Annotated in this window: 19 protein-coding genes; 18 read left to right on the top strand and 1 reads right to left on the bottom strand. The window is 61.4% G+C overall.

The annotated features are described in order from the left end of the window. Positions 1-10 precede the first annotated feature (10 nt). The 14 genes from PQG80_RS10675 (at position 11) to PQG80_RS10610 (ending at position 18,130) form a co-directional block, all read left to right on the top strand. Entirely contained in the window at positions 11-1,159 is a 1,149-nt protein-coding gene (locus PQG80_RS10675) for a mandelate racemase/muconate lactonizing enzyme family protein (protein WP_271751297.1), read from the top strand. A gap of 17 nt (positions 1,160-1,176) precedes the next feature. Further along, positions 1,177-2,187 carry a zinc-dependent alcohol dehydrogenase gene (locus PQG80_RS10670; protein WP_271751296.1) on the top strand — a complete coding sequence of 337 codons (1,011 nt, stop codon included), beginning with the start codon at positions 1,177-1,179 and terminating at the stop codon, positions 2,185-2,187. A gap of 14 nt (positions 2,188-2,201) precedes the next feature. Continuing rightward, a complete protein-coding gene (locus tag PQG80_RS10665; protein ID WP_271751295.1) occupies positions 2,202-3,044 on the top strand; it encodes a fumarylacetoacetate hydrolase family protein in 843 nt (280 codons plus the stop codon). A gap of 16 nt (positions 3,045-3,060) precedes the next feature. After that, positions 3,061-3,828, top strand: coding sequence for an SDR family NAD(P)-dependent oxidoreductase (locus PQG80_RS10660; protein WP_271751294.1), 768 nt, complete (start codon positions 3,061-3,063; stop codon positions 3,826-3,828). A gap of 289 nt (positions 3,829-4,117) precedes the next feature. After that, entirely contained in the window at positions 4,118-7,237 is a 3,120-nt protein-coding gene (locus PQG80_RS10655; RefSeq protein WP_271751293.1) for a fibronectin type III domain-containing protein, read from the top strand. Between the two features lie 171 nt (positions 7,238-7,408). Continuing rightward, complete coding sequence (locus PQG80_RS10650; protein WP_271751292.1) at positions 7,409-8,539, top strand: amidohydrolase family protein; 1,131 nt, start codon at positions 7,409-7,411, stop codon at positions 8,537-8,539. Further along, positions 8,536-8,982: a Rieske (2Fe-2S) protein gene (locus tag PQG80_RS10645; protein WP_271751291.1), complete on the top strand. Its 447-nt coding sequence runs from the start codon at positions 8,536-8,538 to the stop codon at positions 8,980-8,982. The genes PQG80_RS10650 and PQG80_RS10645 overlap by 4 nt, the downstream gene beginning before the upstream one ends. Before the next feature lie 148 nt (positions 8,983-9,130). Beyond that, on the top strand, positions 9,131-10,012 hold the full coding sequence (locus tag PQG80_RS10640; protein ID WP_271751290.1) for a helix-turn-helix domain-containing protein: 882 nt from the start codon (positions 9,131-9,133) through the stop codon (positions 10,010-10,012). Further along, positions 10,009-11,733 (top strand): cache domain-containing sensor histidine kinase, encoded by a 1,725-nt coding sequence (locus PQG80_RS10635; RefSeq protein ID WP_271751289.1) that lies wholly within the window; start codon positions 10,009-10,011, stop codon positions 11,731-11,733. The genes PQG80_RS10640 and PQG80_RS10635 overlap by 4 nt, the downstream gene beginning before the upstream one ends. Then, positions 11,730-13,349, top strand: coding sequence for a response regulator (locus PQG80_RS10630; RefSeq protein ID WP_271751288.1), 1,620 nt, complete (start codon positions 11,730-11,732; stop codon positions 13,347-13,349). Before PQG80_RS10635 ends, PQG80_RS10630 begins: the two co-directional genes overlap by 4 nt. 207 nt (positions 13,350-13,556) lie before the next feature. Continuing rightward, positions 13,557-14,507 carry an ABC transporter permease gene (locus PQG80_RS10625; protein ID WP_271751287.1) on the top strand — a complete coding sequence of 317 codons (951 nt, stop codon included), beginning with the start codon at positions 13,557-13,559 and terminating at the stop codon, positions 14,505-14,507. A 2-nt stretch (positions 14,508-14,509) separates the two neighbouring features. Further along, entirely contained in the window at positions 14,510-15,397 is an 888-nt protein-coding gene (locus tag PQG80_RS10620; RefSeq protein ID WP_271751286.1) for a carbohydrate ABC transporter permease, read from the top strand. A 75-nt stretch (positions 15,398-15,472) separates the two neighbouring features. Next, positions 15,473-17,032 carry an extracellular solute-binding protein gene (locus PQG80_RS10615; RefSeq protein ID WP_271751285.1) on the top strand — a complete coding sequence of 520 codons (1,560 nt, stop codon included), beginning with the start codon at positions 15,473-15,475 and terminating at the stop codon, positions 17,030-17,032. A 204-nt stretch (positions 17,033-17,236) separates the two neighbouring features. Then, complete coding sequence (locus tag PQG80_RS10610) at positions 17,237-18,130, top strand: hypothetical protein (RefSeq protein ID WP_271751284.1); 894 nt, start codon at positions 17,237-17,239, stop codon at positions 18,128-18,130. Positions 18,131-18,133: 3 nt separating this feature from the next. Here PQG80_RS10610 and PQG80_RS10605 read toward each other — a convergent pair whose 3' ends face one another. Then, a complete protein-coding gene (locus PQG80_RS10605; RefSeq protein ID WP_271751283.1) occupies positions 18,134-18,967 on the bottom strand; it encodes an AraC family transcriptional regulator in 834 nt (277 codons plus the stop codon). Between the two features lie 154 nt (positions 18,968-19,121). Between PQG80_RS10605 and PQG80_RS10600 the strand changes: the two genes are divergently transcribed. The 4 genes from PQG80_RS10600 to PQG80_RS10585 all read left to right on the top strand — a co-directional run bounded on the left by PQG80_RS10600 (position 19,122) and on the right by PQG80_RS10585 (position 23,726). Then, positions 19,122-20,207, top strand: a complete 1,086-nt coding sequence (locus PQG80_RS10600) for an FG-GAP repeat domain-containing protein (RefSeq protein WP_271751282.1) — start codon at positions 19,122-19,124, stop codon at positions 20,205-20,207. Between the two features lie 5 nt (positions 20,208-20,212). Beyond that, a complete protein-coding gene (locus tag PQG80_RS10595) occupies positions 20,213-21,262 on the top strand; it encodes a Gfo/Idh/MocA family protein (RefSeq protein ID WP_271751281.1) in 1,050 nt (349 codons plus the stop codon). Positions 21,263-21,286: 24 nt separating this feature from the next. Continuing rightward, positions 21,287-22,699 (top strand): alpha-galactosidase, encoded by a 1,413-nt coding sequence (gene melA, locus PQG80_RS10590; protein ID WP_271751280.1) that lies wholly within the window; start codon positions 21,287-21,289, stop codon positions 22,697-22,699. A gap of 142 nt (positions 22,700-22,841) precedes the next feature. Beyond that, positions 22,842-23,726 (top strand): DMT family transporter, encoded by an 885-nt coding sequence (locus PQG80_RS10585; RefSeq protein WP_271751279.1) that lies wholly within the window; start codon positions 22,842-22,844, stop codon positions 23,724-23,726. The last annotated feature ends 47 nt before the right edge of the window (positions 23,727-23,773 follow it).

Here is a 23,773-nt window from a genome sequence, read left to right as displayed (position 1 = left end):
GTTAGGCGGCATGAAGATTACGGACGTGCGCACTTATATCGTGGGGAACCCTTGGAAAAATTGGCTGTTCGTCCAGGTGGACACGGATGAAGGACTGACGGGCCTGGGGGAAGGAACGCTGAACGGGCTGGCCAAGACGGTCGAGGCGGCGATTCATGAACTGAAGCACCTCGCGATCGGCATGGATCCGTTCGACGTGGAGACGATCTCGCTCAAAATGATCCGCGACGTCTACTCGGACGGCGGCCAGGTGCAGGGCTCCGCGCTCGCCGCGATCGAGACCGCCTGCTGGGACATTATGGGCAAGGCGACCGGCCAGCCGCTCTACAAGCTGCTCGGGGGCAGGTGCCACGACAAGCTGCGCTGCTACGCGAACGGCTGGTACCGCGGCGGCAACGACGAAGAGAGCTTCTACAAACAGGCGAAGGAAGTCGTCGAAAGGGGCTATACGGCGCTGAAGTTCGATCCGTTCGGCGCGGCCTGGCGTACCGTCGAGCGGGCCGATTTTGCAAACGCAATCCGGAACATCGCCGCCGTCCGTCAAGCGGTCGGACCGGACGTGGACATTCTGATCGAGGGCCACAACCGGTTCAGCGTGCACACCGCCCTGCAATTCGCGGAAGCGATGGCGCCGTACAGCCCGACCTGGTTCGAAGCGCCGGTCCCTCCGTACCGCGTATCGTCGATGGTCGAAGTGGCGAAGCGCAGTCCGGTGCCGATCGCCTGCGGCGAGGACTACTACAACCGCGAGCAATTCGCGGAGCTGCTGAAGCATGACGCGGTCCATATCATCCAGCTCGAGCCTCAGTTCCTCGGCCTGAGCGCGTCCAAGCAGATCTGCGGGATGGTTCACGCGCACAACGGCGTGACCGCGCCGCACAGCGCCCAGGGCCCGATCTGCTCGATCGTCTGCTCGCACCTCAACATGGCGACGCCGAACTTTTTCCTGCACGAGATCTTCGACGACTTCAACCATTCGTGGGCGCAGGATATCTTCTCTCCGCCGTTCAAGGTCGAGAACGGTTATCTCCAGCCGCCCGAACGGCCGGGCCTCGGCGTCGAGTTCAACCTGGAGGAGGCGGCCAAGTATCCGTACCACCCGGGCCATTGGCTGCCGTTGTTTAAGCAAGGCTGGGAGAAGCGGGAACGGGTCGAATAGGAGAGGAGCGGTCGAACATGAAGGCATTGGTGTACGAAGGGCCGCGCGCGATGAATATCCGCGATCTTCCCGCGCCAGAACCGAAGCCGGACGAGGTTCTGGTCCGGGTGACGCACGCGGGAATCTGCGGCTCCGAGCTGAGCGGCTATCTCGGGCACAATTCGCTGCGCAAGCCGCCGTTGGTCATGGGGCACGAGTTCTCGGGCGTCATCGAGCAGGTCGGCGCTCAGGTCGGCGAGCAGGAGAGCGGCTTCCGGGCGGGCGATCGCGTGACGGCGAATCCCTTGGTGACCTGCGGGCATTGCCGGTACTGCCAGGGCGGGGCATCGCAGCTCTGCGGCGCCCGCCGGCTGCTCGGGGCGCACCTGCCCGGCGCGTTCGCGGAATATGTCGCCGTCCCGGCGCGGAATGTATATCGGCTGGACGACCATGTATCGTTCGCCGAGGGCGCGCTGGCCGAGCCGTTCGCTTGCGCGATTCACGTCTGCCGCCTGCTGGCGCTCGCGCCGACGGATCGTCTGCTCATCTACGGCGCGGGTCCGATCGGACTGTTCGCGCTTCAGGCCGCCGCCGCGTACGGCATCCGCGACACGGTCGTCGTGGACCTGAACGAATCCAGGCTCGAGATCGCCAGAGAGCTCGGCGGCATTGCCGTATCGAGTCCGGACGATCTGCCCGGCGGGATCGGCGAAGGCTTCGACGCCGTCATCGACGCCGTCGGCGCGGAGGCGACGCGGCAGCGCAGCGTGGCGGCCGCGCGCCCTGGAGGCACGGTTGTCTTCACTGGACTGCACGAGGCGGACAGCAGACTGCCGGTCAACGACATGATCCGGGGAGAGGTCGGGACCAAGGGAGCGTTCGCCTATTCGCGCGACGACTTCGAGACGGCGCTGCAGTGGATCGGTCAGGGGAGGATCAACCTGCTGCCATGGACGGAGACGGTGCCCTTGAGCGAAGGCGGCGCCGCCTTCGACAAGCTGATCGGCGGACCGGGCAAAATTGCGAAAATCTTTCTAACGATCGAATAGGAGGCGCAGCTTAGATGAAGCTCGTGCAGTTTTACGAAAGGCAGGATGAAACGCGCAGAATTCAGGTAGGCGTGCTCAAGGGAGAAGACGGGATCGTCGCCCTGAACGCGGCGGGGACGATGCGGGACGTTATCCGCGCAGGAGACGTTCAAGCCTTGAAGAAAGGGACTGCTTACCGTCTTGCGGATGTGAAGCTGCTGTCGCCGCTCACCGACCCGGAGAAAATCATCTGCATCGGCCTGAACTATCACGATCACGTCATCGAATCCAACATGCAGGTGCCGAAGGTGCCTGTCCTGTTCCCTAAATACAACAACTGCCTGGCCGGACACGACGATGAAGTGGCGATCCCGGCCGAAGTGACGCAGTGCGACTACGAGGTGGAGCTGGCCGTCGTCATCGGCAAGACAGCAAAGCGCGTACCGCTGGAATCCGCTATGGATTATGTGTTCGGCTTCACGGTGCTCAACGACGTGAGCGCGCGAGACATCCAATTAAACGAGCCTCAATGGACGCGGGGCAAGGCCATAGACGGCTTCGCGCCGACGGGACCGTGGATCGTGACCGCCGACGAGATCGCGCATCCGGGAAGTCTGGACATCTCGCTCAAGCTGAACGGAGAGACGATGCAGGCTTCAAATACGAAGGAACTCATTTTTGATATCCCGTATCTCATCTCGTTTCTGTCGAACACGATGACGCTGCAGCCTGGCGACATCATCAGCACGGGGACGCCTCCGGGCGTCGGCATGGGGAAGAAGCCGCAGGTGTGGCTGAAGCCCGGAGACGTCGTCGAGGCGACGGTCGAAGGCATCGGCACGCTGCGCAATACGTTCGTGTCCGAGCGAATCCGATGAACGGCGAGGTGCGTCGATGAGCTGGGAAAACAAGGTCGTGATCGTAACCGGAGGCGGAGGCGGCATCGGCCGGGCGGTCGCGATGCGGTTCGCGGGCGCCGGCGCTTCGGTCGTCGCGGTCGGCCGTACGCTGGCGAAGGTTCAGGACGTCGCCGACGAGATCGCCGCGGGGGGCGGGCGCGCGGTCGCGATGGCCGCCGACGTCTCGTCCGAAGCGGACGTGATCCGGGTCATTCGGGATACGCGGGAGACTTTCGGCCGGATCGACGTCATGGTGAACAACGCCGCGATGTGCCCGCAGGTTCGGCTGACCGACATGAGTCTGGACCAATGGAACGGCGTCATCACGAATAATCTGACCTCCGTCTTCCTGTTCTGCCGGGGCGTCGTCCCTGTCATGCTGGAGCAGGGGGGCGGCGTGATCGTGAACGTAAGCTCCGTCCACGCCCTCGCGACGCTGGACGGCTACTCGGCCTACGCGGCCTCGAAGGCGGGCATCGCGGGTCTCACGCGGGCGATCGCCCTCGACTTCGCGAAGCAGAACATTCGCGCCAATACGGTGCTGCCCGGCGCGGTGCGGACGCCGATGCTCGAGAGCAGCGTCAAGAACCTCGATACGCCGCGGGACGAGATCATGAAGCAGTGGGACGAGTCGCAGCCGATCGGCCGCGTCGGACAGCCCGAGGAGATCGCGTCCGTCGTCATGTTCGCGGCCAGTCCCGACAACTCGTTCATGACGGGCGCCACGCTGGTGGCCGACGGCGGCATGACGGTGGAGCTGTAAACTGTATGGAGCAAGCAGAAGCAGGCAGGTATCCGCAATCGAATAGACTTTTAAAAACTCGCGCAAGGCGCGGGTTTTTATTTAACCTATTAGCCGTGTTTCGGTGCGGCCCGCCGAAGCTGACGAACTCGCAAAAACAGCTGACGGGCGAACATTGTCGGTCGGACCGTCTAATTCTATGATATTGCTGAAATGGCGGGAAAGGAGATGAAGCGCAAGCAGCCGGAAGGCGACTTCAAATTTGTAAGCGCCTTCAACATGCGAATTCCATTCACTGAGGAGGCTTGAAATGATGAAAAGAATGACCAAACCGACGGCCGTCGCCTTGTCGCTTGCCCTGCTTATACCCGTCGCGTCCGTCGCCGGCAAGGCTGAGGTGGCAAGCGCGGACCCGATCGTGGCCGACAGCACCTGGCGGGCGATCGATACGACGATGGCCGTGGCGTCAGGCAGCGCCCTGGATCTATCGTTCCTGAACGACGCGCCGGCGGGGGACAAGGGCTTCGTTCAAATCGACGCGGACGGCGATTACGTGTTCGAGGAAGAACCGGCGAAAAAGGTGAAGTTCTACGGCGGCAACCTGAACGGCAGCTACGGCACCGATCCGACCCACGCGGAGATGGTCGTCATCGCAGACCGGCTCGCCGCCATGGGCTACAACGTCGTACGGTATTCCTCCGTGGACCAGAACTATGACTGGGCTAAAGGCTTGATGGCGAAACCCACGTCCACGACGGTGACGCTGAACGCGGCCAAGCTCGATAATTTCGAGTACTTCAACGCGTTGCTCAAGGCGCGCGGCATTTATATCGACATGGACATTTTGGCGTATGCCGATTTCTCGGGCGTCTCGAGCCTGAACATATACGGCGCGACCGCATCCAAGTATTTGGCGACGCTGATGCCGGACGGAATCGCCATCTGGAAGTCGTTCGCCAATCAGCTTTTGTCGCACGTGAATCCCTATACCGGCCTTGCGCTGAAGGACGATCCTCAACTGATGGGACTTTCTCCGGTCAACGAATCGCTGCTCTACAACGCCAGCTTCTCCGACGCCAACTTCAATAACTGGATCAAGACGGACTTCAATGCCTACCTGACCGGCAAAGGGCTGCCGACGGTGTCGACGTTTCCGACGAGCTTTTGGGGGGCGCCGTCCGGCGTCCGGGACCTCATGACCGCGTACTTTACCGAGAAGCAGTTCGCGGCCAACGGCGACATGAAGTCGTATTTGAAGAACGTTGTAGGCGTCCGCGCGCCGATCGGCGGCATCAACTATATTAACGATTCGCTGGCCAACTACTGGCGGACGCAGGCGGACGTTCAGGAGACGCATCTGTACAACGGACTGGTTAACGGCAGAGGCGTCTTTAGTTACAACCCGCTCACGCATCCGCGCTACAGCACCGTGTTCGATCCTGCGACGGCGTCGAGCTACGCTCCGCAGTACGGTTCGTCCATTATCAAAAATTACATTCCCGCCCTTGCGCTCGGCCAGCTCTACCGGAAGCCCTTCGCGCTCACGGAGTTCAACCAGGAGTTCCCGACCGACGGGCGAGACGAGCTCGGCTTGATCTCGTCCGCGACCGGGGCTTTCAACGGCTGGGATATGATGAACCGCTTCGACTTCAGCAGCCGGGTGAACGAGGCGGTCAACGAGGCGCCGCTCGGCGGCGCCATCTCCTTCGACTCCGTCACGGATACGCTGGCGACGATGTCCGAGTATCAGAGCGCGCTTCTGTTCCGCAGGGGACACGTCGCGGAGAGCGAACCGAAGTTCGTCATCGTCCGGGATAAAAATTGGGTGACGACGCACGGCTCGGCGACCGAAAACCAGGATCAGGAACGCAACCGCATGATGATTCCGCATTTGTTCAAGACGGTGACGGTATATGCGGACCATCCGGCCGCGCCTTATACGATCTATAAGATCACGCCCGACCTGACGCCGGCGGAGATCGCGGCGGGGGATATCCCGAGCGCCAACGAGATTGCGGTCACGAACGCGATGACGATGAAGGAGGTTGCGGAGACGTTCATCGACGCGCTCGACGACGCCGGACTCAAAGCGTCCATGCAGGACGCCCTGGACGACGACCTGCTGGTCTCGGATACGGGCGAGCTCGTGTTCGACCTGAACACGAATACGTACCTGATCAACACGCCGTACGCGGCGGCGGCCGTCGGGACGTTGGACGACAGCAGCTTCGAGCTCGGCGCCGTCACGCTGAAGGGCGATCTGGCGCACGGCACGGTGTCCGCGCTGTCGCTGGACGACGAGCCGCTGGACGAGAGCGGCCGGATCCTGCTCAGCTATACGACCGACGCCGCCGGGACCGGGGAATACGAGGAGACGTCCGGCGGCCTCACGACGTATCACCAGGGCACGCTGCCGACGCTCGTGAAGTATGGCCTGGGCGAGTTCAAGCTCGATACGACGCGTACGCCGTCGGCGTACAAAGCCTACAAGCTCGCGCAGAACGGCGTGCGGCTGGCGGAGGTGCCCGTCACGGTGACCGGCACGACGATCTCGGTGCCGCTCGAAACCGACAAAGGCTATGCGTTCGAGCTCGTGTACGATCCGGTCACCGGCACGGATCTGACCGCGCCGACGGCGCCCTCGGGCGTCGCAGCCGTATCCGACACGGCAGCCAAAGTGGCGCTGTCGTGGACCAAATCCACGGACAACGTCGGCGTGTCCGGCTACAAAATCTATCGCGATGGCGCGGAGATCGCTTCGCTTAACGGCAACGTCACGCATTACGCCGATAAGAGCGTCACCGGACTGACGACGTATCACTATGTCGTGAAGGCGTTCGATCCGTCGGGCAACATTTCTGCGGGAAGCGGCCCGACGGCCGTCACGACGAGCGATCTGCTGTTCAAGGAGCAGTTCGAGAGCGGCACGGCGGCCGGCTGGACGGTCGCCAGCTCCTGGGGCAACTTTAGCGTCGTCGCGAACGGGGGCTCGTACGTTTATCTGGCCGACAACTTCGACAAAGGCGGCTCCAAGTCTACGGCCGGCGAAGCGGCCTGGACGAATTACAGCGTGGAGGCCAAGATCAAAGCCGACCAGTGGCAGAGCATCTACGGCAGAATCGGACTTGTAGCGCGGTTCGCGGACAAAGACAATTACTATTACGTCTACTACGACAACAATCTGGGGCAGTTGACGCTCCGCAAAGTCGTAGGCGGCACGGAGAGCATCGTCGCTTCCGCCTCGCTGACGCTGAGCACGGGCACGCAGCATCTGTTCAAGCTCGAGGTGAACGGGACCGCGATCAAGGCCTACGTCAATGGAACGCTCAAGATCAACGCGACGGATGCTTCCCTCGCAAGCGGGAAAATCGGCGTGTATACCCATTTCGCCCAGGCGTATTTCGACGACGTCGTCGTGAAGCAGGTGTGAACCGTTAGAACCTTAAGGACGGCAACCTTACAAAATCGCAAAAACGACAGACAAGGCAGCATTGGCGATCGAGGACCTGCGCTTTAACATGAAGGTCAAGCAATCGAATCGCCGGACGGCTCTCGAAGCGCCGACCGGCGGTTCCATTGAAACCTTGGAGGTGCACCTTGCATGCAGACTTCGCAAGCCGAGACGCCGGCGCCGGCGGACAAGAAGAGCAAAGCCAAACGACCGATCATCGACTGCGACATTCACCAGATTTCGGGAATGGAAGAGATCAAGCCGTATTTGCCGCGGCATTACCGGGAGCTGGTCGAGGCGTACGGACCCGCGTATCCGGGCGGCATGCATTTTAACGGCGGGGTCGGCGGACGGATGGCCGACGCCTATCCGGAGGACGGCGGCCGCGCCGGCAGCGATCTGGCGCTCATGCAGCGGCAGCATCTCGACCGCTACAACGTCGCATACGGCATTCTGACCGGGGAAGGCTACGGCATTCAGGCGACGATTAACTACGACTACGCGGCTGCGACCTGCAGCGCGATCAACGACTATACGATCGAGCATTGGCTGTCGCGGGACAGCCGGCTGCGGGGCTCGGTCATGATCCCGAAGCAGGAGCCGCGGCTCGCCGCGAAGGAGATCGACCGCGTCGGCGGCAGAGCCGACATGGTGCAGGTCATCGTCTGCAACGGCGCGACGCTGCCCTACGGGAACCGGTATTACGATCCGATCTACGAAGCGTGCGTGCGGCACAACCTGCCGTTTACGATCCACGTCGGCCTGGAGGGCGAGGGCATCAACAGCCCGCCGACGGGCGCCGGGTACGTGACGAACTACATCGAGACGCGCTGCGCGCGGCCGTCGACGATGGCGGCGCATCTGGCCAGCTTTATTTTCGAAGGCACGTTCGAGCGCTTCCCGACGCTGCGGGTCGTGCTGCAGGAAGCCGGCGTCCTCTGGCTCGCGCCCTTGCTGTGGAAGATGGACCAGGAGTGGAAGGGGCTGCGCGTGCAGACGCCGTGGGTCCGCAAGCGGCCGAGCGAATACTTCCGCGAGCATGTCCGCGTCACGACGCAGCCGATCGACGAGCCGCCGAGCCGCGCCTTGTTCGACGCCCTGCTGGACAGCGTCCATGCCGACGAAACGCTGATGTACTGCAGCGATTATCCGCACTGGGACTACGATTCGCCCAAACAGGCGCTGCCCAAGCTGGCCGACGCCCTGGCGGACCGGGTCTACTACGACACCGCCGCCGAACTGTACGGCCTGCCGCCGCGAGAGAAGGAGGCGGAAGGATGAGCGCGACGGGACAGCAGCGGTCCGATCCGCGAACGGCTTCGGTCGAACCGAGACGGCCGGCAGGTTCTTCAGACAAGCGATTCCGCGCCGCGCGCGTATCGGAGATCCCGCCCGGCGCGCGCAAGATCGTGGAGGTGGAGGGGCGCAGCATCGGCGTCTACAATATTCAGGGCGCCTTTCACGCGCTGCGCAACGTTTGCCCTCATCAGGGAGCGGAGCTCTGCAAGGGGCTCGTAACCGCGGCCGTCGTATCCTCTGGCCCGGACGATTTTCGCTTCGAGCGGGAAGGCGAGATCGTGCGCTGCCCGTGGCATCAGTGGGAGTTCGACATCAAGACGGGCTGCATGGTCGTCGACGGGAAAGTGCGGACCAAGTCTTACGAGGTGACCGTGGAAAAGTTCGGCGTATCGGTCGAAGAAGATTACGTGATGATTCATCTATAGCTGCATGAACGATGCGGCATGATCGATAGCGGCATGGAAGCATAAGAAACCTCTCCGGGCGATGAGGTTTTTTATGCTGAAGGCCGATTGACACCGTTTGGAAAGCGCTTGCTATAATAGGGGGGATTATGCGGAAAGGGGATGTGTCATGCAGGAGACCGCCATCGAGTGGTTCGAATCGCAGCTGTTCATCCCCGACGCCTTGGCCTGCAAAGGGGGCATCTGGCCGCTTCGCATCGGCCGAAACGTGGCCAAGCCGACTTATCGGACGGGCCTGAAGATCCTGGAATACTACAATGTGCACTTTATCACGGAAGGCAAGGTCGAGTTCGATCACGGCGGAGAGCTGGTCGTGCTGTCCAAGGGCGATTGCTTCGGCATGTTTCCCGGAGATACGTACCGCTACAGCCTGGCGCCGGGCCACCATGAGCTGCAGATGACATGGATCTCCATGGACGGCCCGCATGTCCCCGGACTGTTCGAGCGCGCGGGACTCGCCCGGCACAAACCCTTCCTGACGGGCGTGCTGGGCAAGGAGCTCGAGTCCGCGTTGCGGCTGCTTTTTCAACCCCGAAGATACGATTTGAAGCGCCATCTCGAGCTTTGCGCCGTTCTATACCAGGTGTTCGCGCTGCTTGTACCGCAAGGCGAGGCGGAGCGGACGCGCCAGGGCATCGATAGCTGGATCGCCCGCAGCGTCGCCTACATGGATACCCACTATGCGGAGAAAATCTCCGTTCACGACGTGGCGGACTACCTGTCCCTTCACCGCGCCTATTTCTCCAAGCTGTTCACGGAGCGGATGGGCATCTCCCCCATACACTATTTGCAAAGGCTGCGCATGGACAAGGCGGCCGACCTGCTGGACGCAGGCTACGCGATCGTGGAGATCGCAGCCATGCTCGGCTACTCGGACGCCTATGCGTTTACTCACGCATTCAGCAAATTTTACGGCATGCCGCCCGGCCATTGGCGCAAGGCGAGGCGCGGCGGAGACGATCCCGATGCCGGGACGGAGGAGACGGATTGAGACGGACGCAGGGACTGCAGTTCAAGCTATCGCTCACCTTTATCCTGATTCTGATCCCGCTCGTGGTCGTCAGTCTGTTCGCGAACAATTACTCGCAGCGAATCATGAACGAGCAGATTCGCGAGCGAACGAAAGGCGCTCTGCAGACGACTCTTGCCTACATGGACCAGATGGCGAGCAACATGGATCAGCAGACGCTGCTTATCAGCTCCAACCCCAGCATCGTCAACATCTGGCGGGACAAGCGGGATCCGTTCACCTCGGACAATCTGTACGACGTCCACACCGTGCAGCAGCAGTTGAATTCCCTGACCAACATCAACGGCTCGATCAAGGAAGCCTATATCCTGCACGGCGAGAGCGGCAACGGCGTCTCGACGACGCTCGGCGGCATCCGCTGGCCGCGCGTCAAGGAGGAAGCCTGGTTTCAGCAGGCGGTGCACGGCGTCGGTGCGCTGTTGATGTACGTCCCGGGAACCGGGACCGGCGAAGGGACCAATCGCTACCTCAAGGACGACAGCCTCTACTACATAAGGCTGCTCGACGTGCTGAGCGAATCGCCCGAGCCCAACGTGCTGATCTTCGCCGTCCGCAAGACAGCGCTGCAGGACATCATCCAGCATTTGCAGACGTCCGCGGACATGAATATCTCGCTGTTCTACGGAGACAAGCGGATTCTCAAGACGAACGCCGAGGCGGAGCGCGTCCGCGGACAGGATCTGTTCACGATCCGCGAGTCGGGCGGCGCGTGGTCCATTCAGCTAGAGCAGCCGAAGGCGGAGATTTTCAAACAGTCGCACCGGCTGCAGCTGTTCACCTACTTGACGATCGTGCTCAGCATCCTGCTCGCCATGTGGATCGCCTGGTTCGTCTATATCCAGATTTTACGGCCGCTTTATCAGCTGTCCGGCGCGTTCAAGCTGGTCAAAAACGGCAATCTGACGCATCAGATCAAGCATGCCCGCCGCGACGAACTGGGCCATGTCATGGACGGATTCAACCAGATGGCGGCCGCTCAGCGCGTCATGATCGAGGAGAATTACGAGAAGGAGCTGCGCATCGCCAAGTCGGAGTTCAATCTGCTGCAGTCCCAGATCAACCCGCACTTTTTGTACAACACGCTCGATTCGATCTATTCCGTCGCCGTCAAGCACGGCATGCGGGAGATCAGCGACATGGTGATGAACCTGGCCAAATTTTTCAGGGTCAGCCTCGGCAAGGGCAGGCAGGACTTCACGCTCGCGGAGACGGCGGAGCATCTGATGTACTACATTCGCGTCCAGCAGATGCGCACGGCGCATTTCACCGCGGACATCGAGCTGGCGGAAGACACGAAGGAAATGCCGGTGCTAAAGCTGCTGCTGCAGCCGATCGTCGAGAACGCGATTATCCACGGTATCGAGAAGGATGCGATGGACGGCGAGCTGCGTATCCGGTCCAGTACGGACGGGCGCGGACTGATCGTCGAGGTGGAGGATACCGGCGCGGGCATGCCGCCAGCCAGGCTGGAGGAGATTCGCCGAGAGCTGGGCACGATCACGAGCAAGCTGTACCGGCTGCCGCAGGACAGTCCGTCAAGCCGCTTTTTTGGGCTTAAGAACGTGAAGTCCCGGCTCAAGCTTTATTACGGCGAGGCGGCTGATCTGCTCGTGGAGAGCGAGGAATACGTCGGTACAAAGATAACGTTGATCATTCCGATGCGGACGGAGGAGCGCGCATGAAATTACTGATCGTCGAAGACGAATACCGCGTCCGCGAACGGATCGCGCTCGGCATCCCTTGGGAGGCGCACGGCATCGAGGTGGCCGGCGCGGTGGAGAACGGCAGGGAAGCGATCGCCGCAATGCGCGAGGCGCATATCGATATCGTCGTTACGGACATTCACATGCCGGACGTTGGCGGGCTGGAGCTGGCCAAGCTGCTGAAGCGCGACCATGCGCATGCGAAGGTCATTATTTTGACGGGCTACGACCAGTTCGAATACGCCCGCGAGAGCATCGACCAGGGCGTGTTCAAATATTTGGTGAAGCCGGCGGAGAACGAGCTGATCCTCGACACCGTGCTTAAGGCCAAGCGGCTGCGCGAGCAGGAGCTGTACGACCACCACAACCTGTCGCAGCTCGAACGCCGGTGGAAGGAGCATCTGCCTCGCCTGAAGGAGCTGTTCTACAAAAACTGGCTGAACGGTCGCTACTCCGGATGGGAGCTTGCGAAACGCAGCGAAGAAATCGGCTTTTCACTGCAAGGAAAAACGCTGCTGTCCGCCGTGGTGGACATGGACCCGACCGCGGGCAACGACGCCAGGTTCCCGTCGGACGAGCGCGCGCTGCTGCAGTTTGCGTTATTTAATATCGCGAAGGACGTGCTGGCGGAGAAGGATGCCGAGGATACGGCGCTCGAGGCTATCGCGCTGCAGGACGACGACGGCATGACGGCGGTCATTTTTGTCGCGTCGTCCGCGGCCGGCGGAGAGGCGCTAAGACTGCTGGCGGATCAGCAGCTCGGGAGGCTGCTGGGCACGGTGAAGGACTGCCTGAAGCTGACGGCAAGCGCGGGCATCGGCGCCGAGGTGACCGATCCCGCGCTGCTGCCGGTCGCGTACAAGCAGTGCCGAATGGCGCTGCAGGAGCGGATTGTACTGGGCCACGAGACGGTCATTCGCTACCGGCACGACGTCCCGCCCGACGCGTCCTGGCTCAACATGAACGACGTGGAAAAGGAGATCGAGATCGCGATCGATACCGGCAGCGAGAGCAAGCGGGCGGAGCTGATCGCGGCGCTCATGGAGAGAGGCTTTTCGCCGGGCCGCCAGCTCGCGGACGCCAAGGAGATGCTGCTGCGGATCACGGCGCTGCTCACGCGGATCGTCCATGCGCACGGCTGGGGCTTGCGGGAGACGCTTGGCGCCGACTACGAGGATTTCATGAACTTCAACCAGTTGCTGACGAAGGAGCAATTGATGACCTGGCTGGAGCGGATGATGGCGCGCATCGGCCGCTCCGTCGCGGAGCGTCGCCGATCCGGCACGCACGTCACCGTGGGAGAGATCATGGCCTACGTCGAGGCGCATCTGGGCGAGGAAGAACTCAGCCTTTATACCGTCGCTGCCAAGCTGTATATCAATTACTCGTACGCGAGCCGGATCATCAAGGAAGTGACGGGCAGCTCCTTCTCGGAGAGCGTGCTCCGCCTGCGGATGGAGAAGGCGAAGGCGCTGCTCGCGGGAGGCGCGAAGGTGTACGAGGCGGCGGAGCAAGTCGGCTACAAGCACGTCAACTACTTCTCCAAGAGCTTCCAGAAGTATTGGGGCGTCAAGCCGAGCGACATGCAAGCCTGAGGACATAGGCAGCGAAATGCTAAGTGAGCGGCAATCAAAGGCGGCCGGATTCAAAGGCAGCGGCATTCGACGAACCCGGTCGGATGCCGTTTTTTACGAAGAACCGCAAATATGTTGCGTTTAAAGTAAAACCATTCGTCTACTGCCGCGATCGGGCCCGCGCTATAGTTGATGCAGGGACCCAAACGGCTGAAGAAGGAGACGAACATGGCGAAAACGAATACGGGGCTGCCGCGTCCCGACTTGGCGGCGACGGGCGGTCCGCTGAGGGCGATTCGCAAGCACTGGGATTTGTACTTGATGGCGCTGCCCGCGATCGCGTTGATCGTGATTTTCAAATATTTGCCGATGTACGGCGTCATTATCGCGTTCAAGGATTACAACCCGATGCAAGGGATGCTGGACAGCGAGTGGGTCGGATTCCGGTTTTTCCGCGAGCTGTTCCTGTTCGACGAGTTTCCCCAGGTGGTGCGGAACACGGTGGCGATCAGCCTGATGAAGCTGGCGTTCGGCTTCCCGGTGCCGATTATTCTGGCGCTGCTGCTTAATGAGATGAAATATATCCGGCTGAAGCGGACGATCCAGACGATGACCTATTTGCCCCACTTCATCTCGTGGGTCATCATCGGCGGCATCGCGATCGACCTGCTGTCCCCGAGCAGCGGGATGGTCAACAAAGCCATTGAGCTGCTGGGCTTCAAGCCGATCTTTTTCCTCACCGAGGAGGGCTGGTTCCGCTGGATCCTGATCGCGTCGGACATCTGGAAGGAAGCGGGCTGGGGCGCGATCATCTTCCTGGCCGCGCTTATCGGGATCAACGACGAGCTCTATCAGGCCGCTACCGTGGACGGGGCGAACCGCTGGCGGCAGATCTGGCATATCTCGGTGCCGGGGCTTCGCGCGACGATTATCGTTATCCTGCTGCTTCGGATCGGCAACATACTGGACGCCGGCTTCGAGCAGGTGCTGGTCATGTACAATCCGACCGTCTACGACGTATCCGACATTATCGACACGTACGTATTCCGCGTCGGACTCGGCACCATGCAATTCAGCCTGACGGCGGCGGCGGGGCTGTTCAAGTCGATCATCGGCTGCATCCTGCTGGTGCTGGCCAACACGCTGGCGAGACGAATGGGCGAAGAGGGGGTGTACTGACTGTGCAAACGCAAAAGCCGGGTATCAAAGCCGTCCGGAGCGATTCGGTTTTTCAGCTCCTGAACGCAGCGTTTTTATCGTTGATCTCGGTATCCATGCTCCTGCCGTTCATTCACATCGCGGCGAAGTCGCTAAGCGATCAGTCCCACGTCGTGGCGAAGGATGTGTGGTTGTGGCCGAAGGGGCTGAACTTCTCCTCGTACGACTTCGTGCTCTCGTACAAGCAGTTTTACGTTTCGTTCGGCAATTCGCTGTTCATCACAGTCGTCGGCACGTTGATCAGCATGGCGGTCACGCTACTTGCGGCGTATCCGCTCTCCAGAAACGGTTTGCCGTACAGACGGTTGATGATGCTAATCTTCGTCATCACGATGTTTTTCAGCGGCGGCCTCATTCCGACCTACCTGATCGTGAAGGACGTCGGCCTGCTGAACAGCCTGTGGTCGGTCATTCTGCCGGGTGCGCTGGCGCCGTTCAACCTGATCCTCATCCGCAACTTTTTCAGCGGGCTGCCGGAAGCGATGGAGGAATCGGCGCGCATGGACGGCGCCTCCAGCCTGCGGATTCTGGCCCAAATCTACGTGCCGCTGTCCATGCCGGCCATCGCGACGATCTCGATGTTTTACGCCGTCGGCTATTGGAACAGCTTCTTCCAAGCGATGATGTACCTCACGGACAGGAGTCTTATGCCGCTGCAAGTGTTCCTGCTGCAGCTGGTATCGAACGATAAGCCGGCCGACATGGTCGTCAACGACGTGCTGAGCGGCGTGACGCCGGAGTCGATGCGGGCAGCGGCGATCATCTGCGTTGTCCTGCCGATCCTGTGCGTGTATCCGTTCATCCAGCGTTACTTCGTCAAAGGAATTATGCTCGGCGCGGTGAAAGGGTAGAGAAGCTCCCTTTCCCGGCCTGCATATAGCAGTCGCAAGTGTAGACATTCCATTTAACGGGAGGCTCGCGCAAGCATGGCAAAGACAAAGAGAAGGACGAAAAGAACGGCCGTCGGCATCGGCGTCATGGTGTTTATGCTGCTCGCGGCAGGATGCGGCGGGAACGATGGCGGCAACAAAGCCGCGGACAAGACCGAAGGTCAGTCTTCTTCTGCCGCAACGGCGAGCGACAAGGGAGGCGTCAAAAGCACGGAGCAAGCGAAGGCGCTCAAGGACTTGAAAATCACCCGCCTTTATCACGGGGCGATGGAGACCTTCAAGGGCTCCGACACGATCAACAGCAACCGGCTGATCGATAAGCTGCGGGAGGAATCCGGCTTCAACATCCAATACGAAGCGCTCCCGCTCGAGAATCCGTCCCAGAAAATCTCGATCATCTTCGCTTCCGGCGACGTGCCCGATATTATGACGATCGCCGGAAAATCCGACTACTTCAAGCTGGCCAAGCAGGGCGCGCTCGAACCGCTGGACGACCTGATCGCCAAGGAGATGCCCAACGTCTCCAACATGGCCGGCCAGGAAGCGCTGGATGCCGTCAAGTTCGACGGCAAGATCTACGCGATTCCCTATCGGCAGGCTCAGAAGGTCGGCAACGGCCTGCTGGCGCGAACGGACGTCCTGAAGGAGCTTGGCCTCCAGGAGCCGGGGACGCTCGACGAGTTTTACGAGACGATGAAGACGATCAAGGAGAAGAAAAACATCGCGCCGCTGTCGATCGCGACGTCCAATCCGGGCTACTTCTTCGACGGCTTCACGCCTTTCGCCGCGGCCTTCGGCGTCGCCACGCCGACGAAGATCAAGGATGGCAAGCTGGTGTTCTCATGGGTGCAGCCTGAATACAAAGAGTTTCTGGAGACGATGAAAAAATGGTATGACGAGGGCCTGCTCGACCAGGAGTTCGCGATCAAGAAGGGCACGCAGGACACGCTCATTAACGGCACGGCGGTCTTTACCCCGATGTACTGGGGGAGCGTGCCCGAGATCGATAATGCTTTGAAGGACAAGAAGGAAGGCGGCACCGTCGGCTTCATCGCGCCGCCGGTCGGCAAGAACGGAGAGTCGGGCCTGCAGGACAGCTCGATTTCCACGACCTACATCATCATCCCGAAGCAGGCGAAAAATAAGCTCGGCGCCGCGCAATATCTGAACTTCCTGTACACGCCGGAGACCGACGAACTCGTCAACTACGGCATCGAAGGCACCGACTACACGAAGAAGGACGGCGTCATCACTCAAACGCCTGAGCAAAGCGCTAATATTCCGTGGCGTTCGATCTACCCGCTCGGCGATACCGACGCCGGGTTCGCGGCGAGGCTGAAGGCCAAGGGACTGCTGCCTTACTACGAGCCGTTGCTACAATACAAGAAGCTGCGCGAAGAAACGAACTACGCTCCATCCGTCGAAGCGTACGACGCCAAGTTCACGGAGCTGCGCAACTACATGGAGGAGAATTCCATGAAGTTCATTATGGGCAAACGCAGCCTGTCCGAATTCGACGACTACGTAAAGGACTTCAACGCCAAGGGCGGGCAGGAAGCGATCGACGCCATGAACGAATGGTATAAGAATAAGTAAGACACTCGGGACCCAGTAGACGGAAGTCCGCCCAAGCGTGAGCAAGATGAGAGGTCCTCCCTTCGCTATGCGAATCCGCTAAGACCTCCGGCGGAGCGGGAGGACCTCTTCAGGTCCGATCATGAACGCATCCCGAGACCGTTCCGGCCATCCGGTCCCTTCCAGTAAAGTGAGAGTACCAACTCACGGGAAGGAAGCGGTGCTATGCAAGGGGATACCGATCAAGAGACGAAGCGAAGCGGTCGACTATTCGAAGGAGAGAAAGCGCTGGTGCTGACCGGCATTCTCGGATTTATCCTGGCGGCGGCATGCGGGATATGGACGCTGATCAACGGGGGAGAGGTCGCGCCGGGAGGCGACGTCTCGAAGGCGTTCTCGTTCGACGCCGCGCTGGGCATCTTTCTATTGTCGACGGCGGCGATCCTGCCGCTCGCGGCCGTGGGGAGACGCAGCCGGGTTTGGTTCCGGAGGTTTTATATCGGTCTCGCTCTGTATTCTTACTGCGCGGAGACCGTTCAGAATTTCCGCGGCGTGAATCCGAGATTCGTCGAGAGCGATTCGGTCTTCGACCAGACGGTCGGCAACATTTTTACGTTTGTCGCGTTATTTCTCGTCTTGTTCTATGTGTATCTGGGCGCGCAATTTTTCCGCGCTAGAGCCTACTGGCTCCGCCCAGAGATGGCGCTCAGCATACGCTACGCCATGATCGCCGTAACCGTCTCGTTCGCGGCCGGTATCTGGATCTCCGCCAACCAGGGCCGGTTCATCGGCGCGGAAGGCAATATCATCTGGCTGCACGGACTCGGCTTCCATGCGCTTCAGGCCGTGCCGCTCGTCGCCTGGCTCGCCGAGCGCACCGGTGCGAACGCGCGGGCAAGGCGCGCTCTGATTCATACAACCGGCATCGCGTATCTGCTCGGCCTCGCCGCGACCGGCTGGCAGACGATGAACGGCCATGCGCTGATGGAATGGTCGCCGCTGCCGATCGCGGCCAGCGTCTGCTTCCTGGTCTCGATGGCCGCCGGAGCGGCGGCGCTGCGCCGGGCAGCGCTGGGGACGCGGCCCGGCGGCCGGGAGAAATGGGTTTCCGGCCTGTAAATGTTACTCGATGGCCCCTGCAGCGGCCCGGTACTTCCCTGGCGATACCCCGGTCGTTTTTTTGAACAGGTTCTGGAAGTACGTCTCGCTCTTGTACCCGACCTTCTCGGCGATCTCCGCCATCGGCAGCCGCGTCGTCTCCAGGTATTGCTTGGCCACCTCGACGCGGTACCGGATCAAGTACTGGATCGGACTCATGCCCGTCTCCGCCTTGAATACGTGGATAAAATGGTACGGATTCGTATAGGTGAGGTTGGCCAGCGTCTCAAGCGTCACGTCGAACGGATAGTTCTCCTCCATATAGCGCCTGGCCAGATGCACGAGCTCCTTGTTCGGGCGCTTCTTCACCTGATCCTCGGCCGAATAATGCAGCAGCCTCGCTAGCCGGCCCGTCAGCGCCCGCAGCAGCCCGTTCGCCACGACGGCGGATTCGGGCAGCTGGCTGCTCCATTCCTCGATCATCTCGGCGAAGAGCTTTTTGACGGGCAAAAAATGCTCCTGCAGCTCGACCATCGCCGGCTGCGCGGACGTCGACAGGCAGTCGGCGGGCATCCCCTGTAATTGCAGGCCCGTATAAGCGACATACACGGCCGTGAATTTGTCGCTGGTCGACCTTTCCTCATGCCAGATGCCCCGATTGTACATCAGCAGGCTGCCCGCCTTGGCGCGATAGAGCCTGCCGTCCACGCGGAACTCTCCATCTCCCTCCATAATCAAGAACACCTCGCCGTTCAGCTCGTGCTGGTGCAGCGGGAAGTAGAAGGGCGCTTCTTTGCTCCCGTGGATGAGCGATCCGCTCAGGATCTCCGGCTTCCCGGAGATGATCGAATGCCGCATGTCCATGCGCCTCCTAAACCCAATTCTCAATAGCCAAATCCCGCAACTCTCCGCATTGTTCCTTGATCTGTATGTATTGTAGATTATAAGCGAAGAGAGATTCAATAGCGCTTTCATAACGAATCCATAGATCCGCGGGGAAAGGGACATGCGCATGCCTATTCAATTCAACAAGCGGAAGCTGAGCGGCGAGACGTTCGAAGCTTGCTCCGTCTTCGACGTCGACGGGGACGGCACGCTCGATATCGTGAGCGGCGGCTACTGGTACGAGGGCCCGGACTTCGTCAAGCGGCACAAGATCTGCGAGCTGGCGACCTACGCGCATTACCGCGACGACTTCTCCGACTTCCCGATGGACGTGGACGGAGACGGCCGCATCGATATCGTGACGGGCTCTTGGTGGGGAGGCGCGCTCAAGTGGCGCCGCAATCCGGGGAACCTGGACTCTGAATGGGAAACGATCGAGATCGACCCCAGCACCCCGATCGAGACGATCCGCTACTTCGACATCGACGGCTGCGGGGTACCGGAGATTTTCCCCAATACGCCGGAGTCGCCCCAGGCCTTCTACAAGCTGATCGTGGACGAGAACGGCAAGGGAACCGGGCGGTTCCGCAAGACCGTCATCTCCGAGGGGCCGAGCGGACACGGCATGGGCTTCGCGGACATTACCGGCAACGGCCGGACGGACATCGTGCTGCATAACGGCTGGCTGGAGCAGCCGGAGGTTCCGTTCGCCGGACCCTGGACGTTTCACCCCGAATTCTCCCTCGGCTCGGCCAGCGTGCCGGTCATCGGGTTCGACGTGAACGGCGACGGCCTATGCGACCTCATCGTCGGCCAGGCGCACGATTACGGGCTGCACTGGTACGAGCAGCGCCGCGAGGCGGACGGCTCCCGCAGCTGGATCCGCCACGACATCGATGCGACCGCCTCGCAGTATCACGATCTGATGCTGGTCGACCTCGATCTCGACGGCGAGCTGGAGCTCGTGACGGGCAAGCGGTACCTGGCGCACGACAACGATCCCGGCTTCGACGATCCGCTCGGGCTCTACTACTTCAAGATCAACGGCGGCGCCTTCGAGAAGCACGTCATCGACTACGGACCCGCGGGCGAGGGCTCCGGGAACGGCATTTACATGTGGATCCAGGATATCACCGGCAACGGGTATCCGGACATCGTCGCGCCGGGCACGGAAGGCCTCTATCTATTCGAAAATTTGGGACCTCGGGAGTGAGCGCATTGAACAAGCTGAAAATCGGATTCGTCGGCGTCGGCGGGATGGGGCAGATGGCCCATCTGTCCAACTACGCCGTATTGCGAGATCTATGCGAAGTGGTCGCGCTGGCGGAGGTGCGGCCGGGTCTTGCCCGGACGGTCGCGGACCGCTACGGCGTGCCCAGCGTGTACGCCAATCACCTGGAGCTGCTGAATGACGCGAAGGTGGACGCGATCGTCGCGCCGCAGCCGTACCGCGGTCATATCCGTCTTATCCCCGATATCCTCAAGGCGGGCATCCCGGTATTCACCGAGAAGCCGATCTCGCTGACCGTCGAGGCCGGCGAGGAGCTGGTACGTCTCGCGGATGAGCGCCGCACGCTGCATATGGTCGGCTACCACAAGCGCTCCGACCCCGCGATGGAATATGCCAGCGGCGTCGTCGAGCAGTGGAAGGAGAGCGGAGAATACGGCAAGCTGCAGTACATCCGCGTCACGATGCCGCCAGGCGATTGGATCGGCGGCGCGGATGCGCCGCTGAACTCGGACGAACCGTATCCGGACATCGCGTTCGAGCCCGGGCCGGCGTACTTCACGGACGAGCAGACCCGCCAGCTCGATTTTTTCGTCAACTATTACATCCACCAGGTGAACGCGATCCGCTTCCTGCTGAGCGAACCCTACAAGATCACCTTCGCCGACCGCCGCGGCGTGCTGCTGGCCGGCGAGAGCGAAGGCGGCGTCACCGTGGCGCTGGAGATGGCCCCGTACAACACGTCGATCGAATGGCACGAGAGCCTGCTCGTCTGCTTCGAGCGCGGCTTCGTCCGCATCGACCTGCCGCCGCCGCTCGCCCGCCAGCAGGCCGGCAAGGTCACGATCATGAAGGACGGCAACGGCGCGCCGTCCTACGAGATGCCGATTATGCCGAACCAGTCCGCCATGCGGCGGCAGGCGATGAACTTCATCGCGGCCGTCCGCGGCGAGCGCCCGGCGCCGTGCGACTCGAAGGAAGCGCTGGAGGATCTGAAGCTGGCCAGGGATTACATCCGCTTGATGGAGCAGTACCAATAGAGCGCGAAGGGACGGGATCGTACAATGAGAAGAGTCGCGATCATCGGAGCGGGCAGCATCGTATTTTGCAAGACGCTGATCCTGGACATCATGGCGACGCCGGAGCTGGAGGACACCGAGTTCGTGCTGATGGCCCCCTCCACCGGCAAGACCTCGCAGGTGAAGGCCTTCGCGGACAAGGTCATCGAGCGGAACGGGCTGAAGTCGCGCGTCCTCGTGACGACGGACCGCAGGGAAGCGCTGGCCGGCGCGAGCTACGTCATCACGTCGTTCCAGGTCGGCGGCGTCTCCGCCTTCGAACTGGACTACAAGATTCCGATGAAATACGGCGTCGACCAGTGCATCGGCGATACGCTCGGCCCGGGCGGGGTGTTCCGCGCGCTGCGCAGCATCCCGGTCATCCTGGACGTGGCGCGGGACATGGAGGAGCTCTGCCCGAAAGCCACGCTGCTCAACTACGTCAATCCGATGGCCATGATCTGCTGGGCGCTCGGCGAGACCAAGATCCAATACGTCGGCCTGTGCCACGGCGTGCAGACGACGCTCGATCTGATCTCCGGCTACACCGGCGTTCCCAAGGACGAGATCGACTACGTGTCCGCCGGCATTAACCACATGGGCTGGTTCACGAAGCTGTCCCACCAAGGGCAGGACCTGTATCCGCTGCTGAGAGAACGCTTCGAGCAACCCGAATTTTACGTCAACGAGAAGGTGCGCGGCGAGGTGTTCCGCCACTTCGGCTACTTCATGACCGAGTCGACGGGTCATCTGTCGGAGTACGTCCCCTGGTTCCGAAAGAATCAGAAGGCGCTCGACCTGTATTGCGACGAGCCTTCCTTCGGCGGAGAGACGGGCGCCTATTACAATTGGTGCGCGTACGTCGCGGACAAGTACAAGGATCAGGACATTCTGGCCGACGAATCGTACGATCTGCCGCAGCGCAGCGTGGAATATTGCGCTTATATCATCGAGGCGCTGGAGACCGGCAAGACGTTCAAGTTCAGTGGCAATATCCGCAACGAAGGCATGATCGCGAACCTGCCTGCCGACTGCTGCGCCGAAGGCGCGGTGTTCGCCGACCGCACCGGCCTGCATCGCACCGTCATCGGCGAGATCCCGCCGCAGTGCGCCGCGTTGAACATGACGAATATCAACGTGCAGCGGTTGGCCGTACTGGCGGCCAAGTCGGGCGATCCGGAGACGGTCGTGCAGGCGATCGCGCTCGATCCGCTTACGTCCTCGGTATTGACGCTGAAGGAGATCCGAGACATGGTCACGGAGATGCTGACGGCACAGCGAGATTGGCTGCCGCAGTTCGAAGGGCGCCTCCCGCGGCCGACGCCGACGATCGACACGCCGGCGGGCCTTGCGCGAGCGGAGGTGCCGATCGATCCGGCGCTGGCTGTGTTCTCGCGGTTCGGAGAGCTGGCGAAGTAAGTCGCACAAAATTGATCTGGGGAACCACCCCGCAGAGCAACCGCGCGCCAGCGGGAGCGCTGCGGGGTGTCTGCATTTGTCCTGATCCCCGATTCTATAGTAGAGTTAGGTCCATCAGACTGCGGGGAGAATCATCCAGACCATGCACAAGTCCGCTTTATCCCAATTGATCGTATCCATGGCCATCTTCGGCTCGGTCGGCTTTTTCTCTACGCGTACGGGCTTGCCGGCCGTAGAGCTCGTGTTCGTCCGCTGCGTCTGCGCCTTTGCGATCCTGCTGGCGGCCTGGCTGCTGTCGGGCAGCTTCAAGCGGGAGCGGTGGGATGCCAGGGAGGCGCTGATCGTCGCGGCGTGCGGCATGTCCAACCTGCTTAACTGGGTTTTCCTGTTCACCGCGTTCAGGCTCGTCTCCGTGACGATCGCCATCTCGCTGTACCATCTTGCCCCCATTCTGGCGCTCATCGCGGGCGGACTGATCTTCCGGGACAAGCTCGGCCGTACGGCGATCCTCTCGCTGGCCGGGTGCTTCGCAGGCACGCTGCTCATCATGGGAGCGGGCGGCTTCGGCGGCGCCTCTCCGAGCTGGAAGGGGATGCTCTGCGGCGTGCTGGCGGCTGTCTTCTACGCGGCGACGATGCTTCTGGGGCGGAGCGTCCGGCGGACGAGCGTCTACGCGACGACATTCGTTCAGATGGCGATCGGCATGCTGCTCCTGCTGCCGTTCGTACGGTTCCCCGCATACGCGGACCTCGCTCGCGGCGAGTGGATTTATGCCGTGGCGACCGGCATCGTCCATACCGGATTCGTCTATCTGCTCTTCTTCGGCAGCATCCGCCGCCTCCCGTCGCCGGTCGTCTCCATCGCCGTGTTCGTCGATCCGGCGGTCGCCATTCTGCTCGACATCGGCGTCTCCGGCTTCCGCCCAGGCGGTCTGCAGACGGCGGGCATCCTGCTGCTTTTCGGGAGCCTGCTCGCCGCGTTCGCTGTCCCGATGACCAGAGCGGCGCGGCGTAGGGATAAACTTTAGTCCGAGCCCCGGCGTTGTCTGCTATACTCAGCTTTAAACGAGAAGAG

The organism is Cohnella rhizoplanae, from assembly GCF_948329515.1.
GTDB lineage: Bacteria > Bacillota > Bacilli > Paenibacillales > Paenibacillaceae > Cohnella > Cohnella rhizoplanae.
This window is presented reverse-complemented; position numbering and strand designations above follow the sequence as displayed.

Bases quoted from the DNA above. Each gene is read 5' to 3' on its own strand.
- PQG80_RS10675 (WP_271751297.1), top strand. From the start codon at position 11: ATGAAGATTACGGACGTGCGCACTTATATCGTGGGGAACCCTTGGAAA.
- PQG80_RS10670 (WP_271751296.1), top strand. From the start codon at position 1,177: ATGAAGGCATTGGTGTACGAAGGGCCGCGCGCGATGAATATCCGCGAT.
- PQG80_RS10665 (WP_271751295.1), top strand. From the start codon at position 2,202: ATGAAGCTCGTGCAGTTTTACGAAAGGCAGGATGAAACGCGCAGAATT.
- PQG80_RS10660 (WP_271751294.1), top strand. From the start codon at position 3,061: ATGAGCTGGGAAAACAAGGTCGTGATCGTAACCGGAGGCGGAGGCGGC.
- PQG80_RS10655 (WP_271751293.1), top strand. From the start codon at position 4,118: ATGATGAAAAGAATGACCAAACCGACGGCCGTCGCCTTGTCGCTTGCC.
- PQG80_RS10650 (WP_271751292.1), top strand. From the start codon at position 7,409: ATGCAGACTTCGCAAGCCGAGACGCCGGCGCCGGCGGACAAGAAGAGC.
- PQG80_RS10645 (WP_271751291.1), top strand. From the start codon at position 8,536: ATGAGCGCGACGGGACAGCAGCGGTCCGATCCGCGAACGGCTTCGGTC.
- PQG80_RS10640 (WP_271751290.1), top strand. From the start codon at position 9,131: ATGCAGGAGACCGCCATCGAGTGGTTCGAATCGCAGCTGTTCATCCCC.
- PQG80_RS10630 (WP_271751288.1), top strand. From the start codon at position 11,730: ATGAAATTACTGATCGTCGAAGACGAATACCGCGTCCGCGAACGGATC.
- PQG80_RS10625 (WP_271751287.1), top strand. From the start codon at position 13,557: ATGGCGAAAACGAATACGGGGCTGCCGCGTCCCGACTTGGCGGCGACG.
- PQG80_RS10615 (WP_271751285.1), top strand. From the start codon at position 15,473: ATGGCAAAGACAAAGAGAAGGACGAAAAGAACGGCCGTCGGCATCGGC.
- PQG80_RS10610 (WP_271751284.1), top strand. From the start codon at position 17,237: ATGCAAGGGGATACCGATCAAGAGACGAAGCGAAGCGGTCGACTATTC.
- PQG80_RS10605 (WP_271751283.1), bottom strand. From the start codon at position 18,967: ATGCGGCATTCGATCATCTCCGGGAAGCCGGAGATCCTGAGCGGATCG.
- PQG80_RS10600 (WP_271751282.1), top strand. From the start codon at position 19,122: ATGCCTATTCAATTCAACAAGCGGAAGCTGAGCGGCGAGACGTTCGAA.
- melA (WP_271751280.1), top strand. From the start codon at position 21,287: ATGAGAAGAGTCGCGATCATCGGAGCGGGCAGCATCGTATTTTGCAAG.
- PQG80_RS10585 (WP_271751279.1), top strand. From the start codon at position 22,842: ATGCACAAGTCCGCTTTATCCCAATTGATCGTATCCATGGCCATCTTC.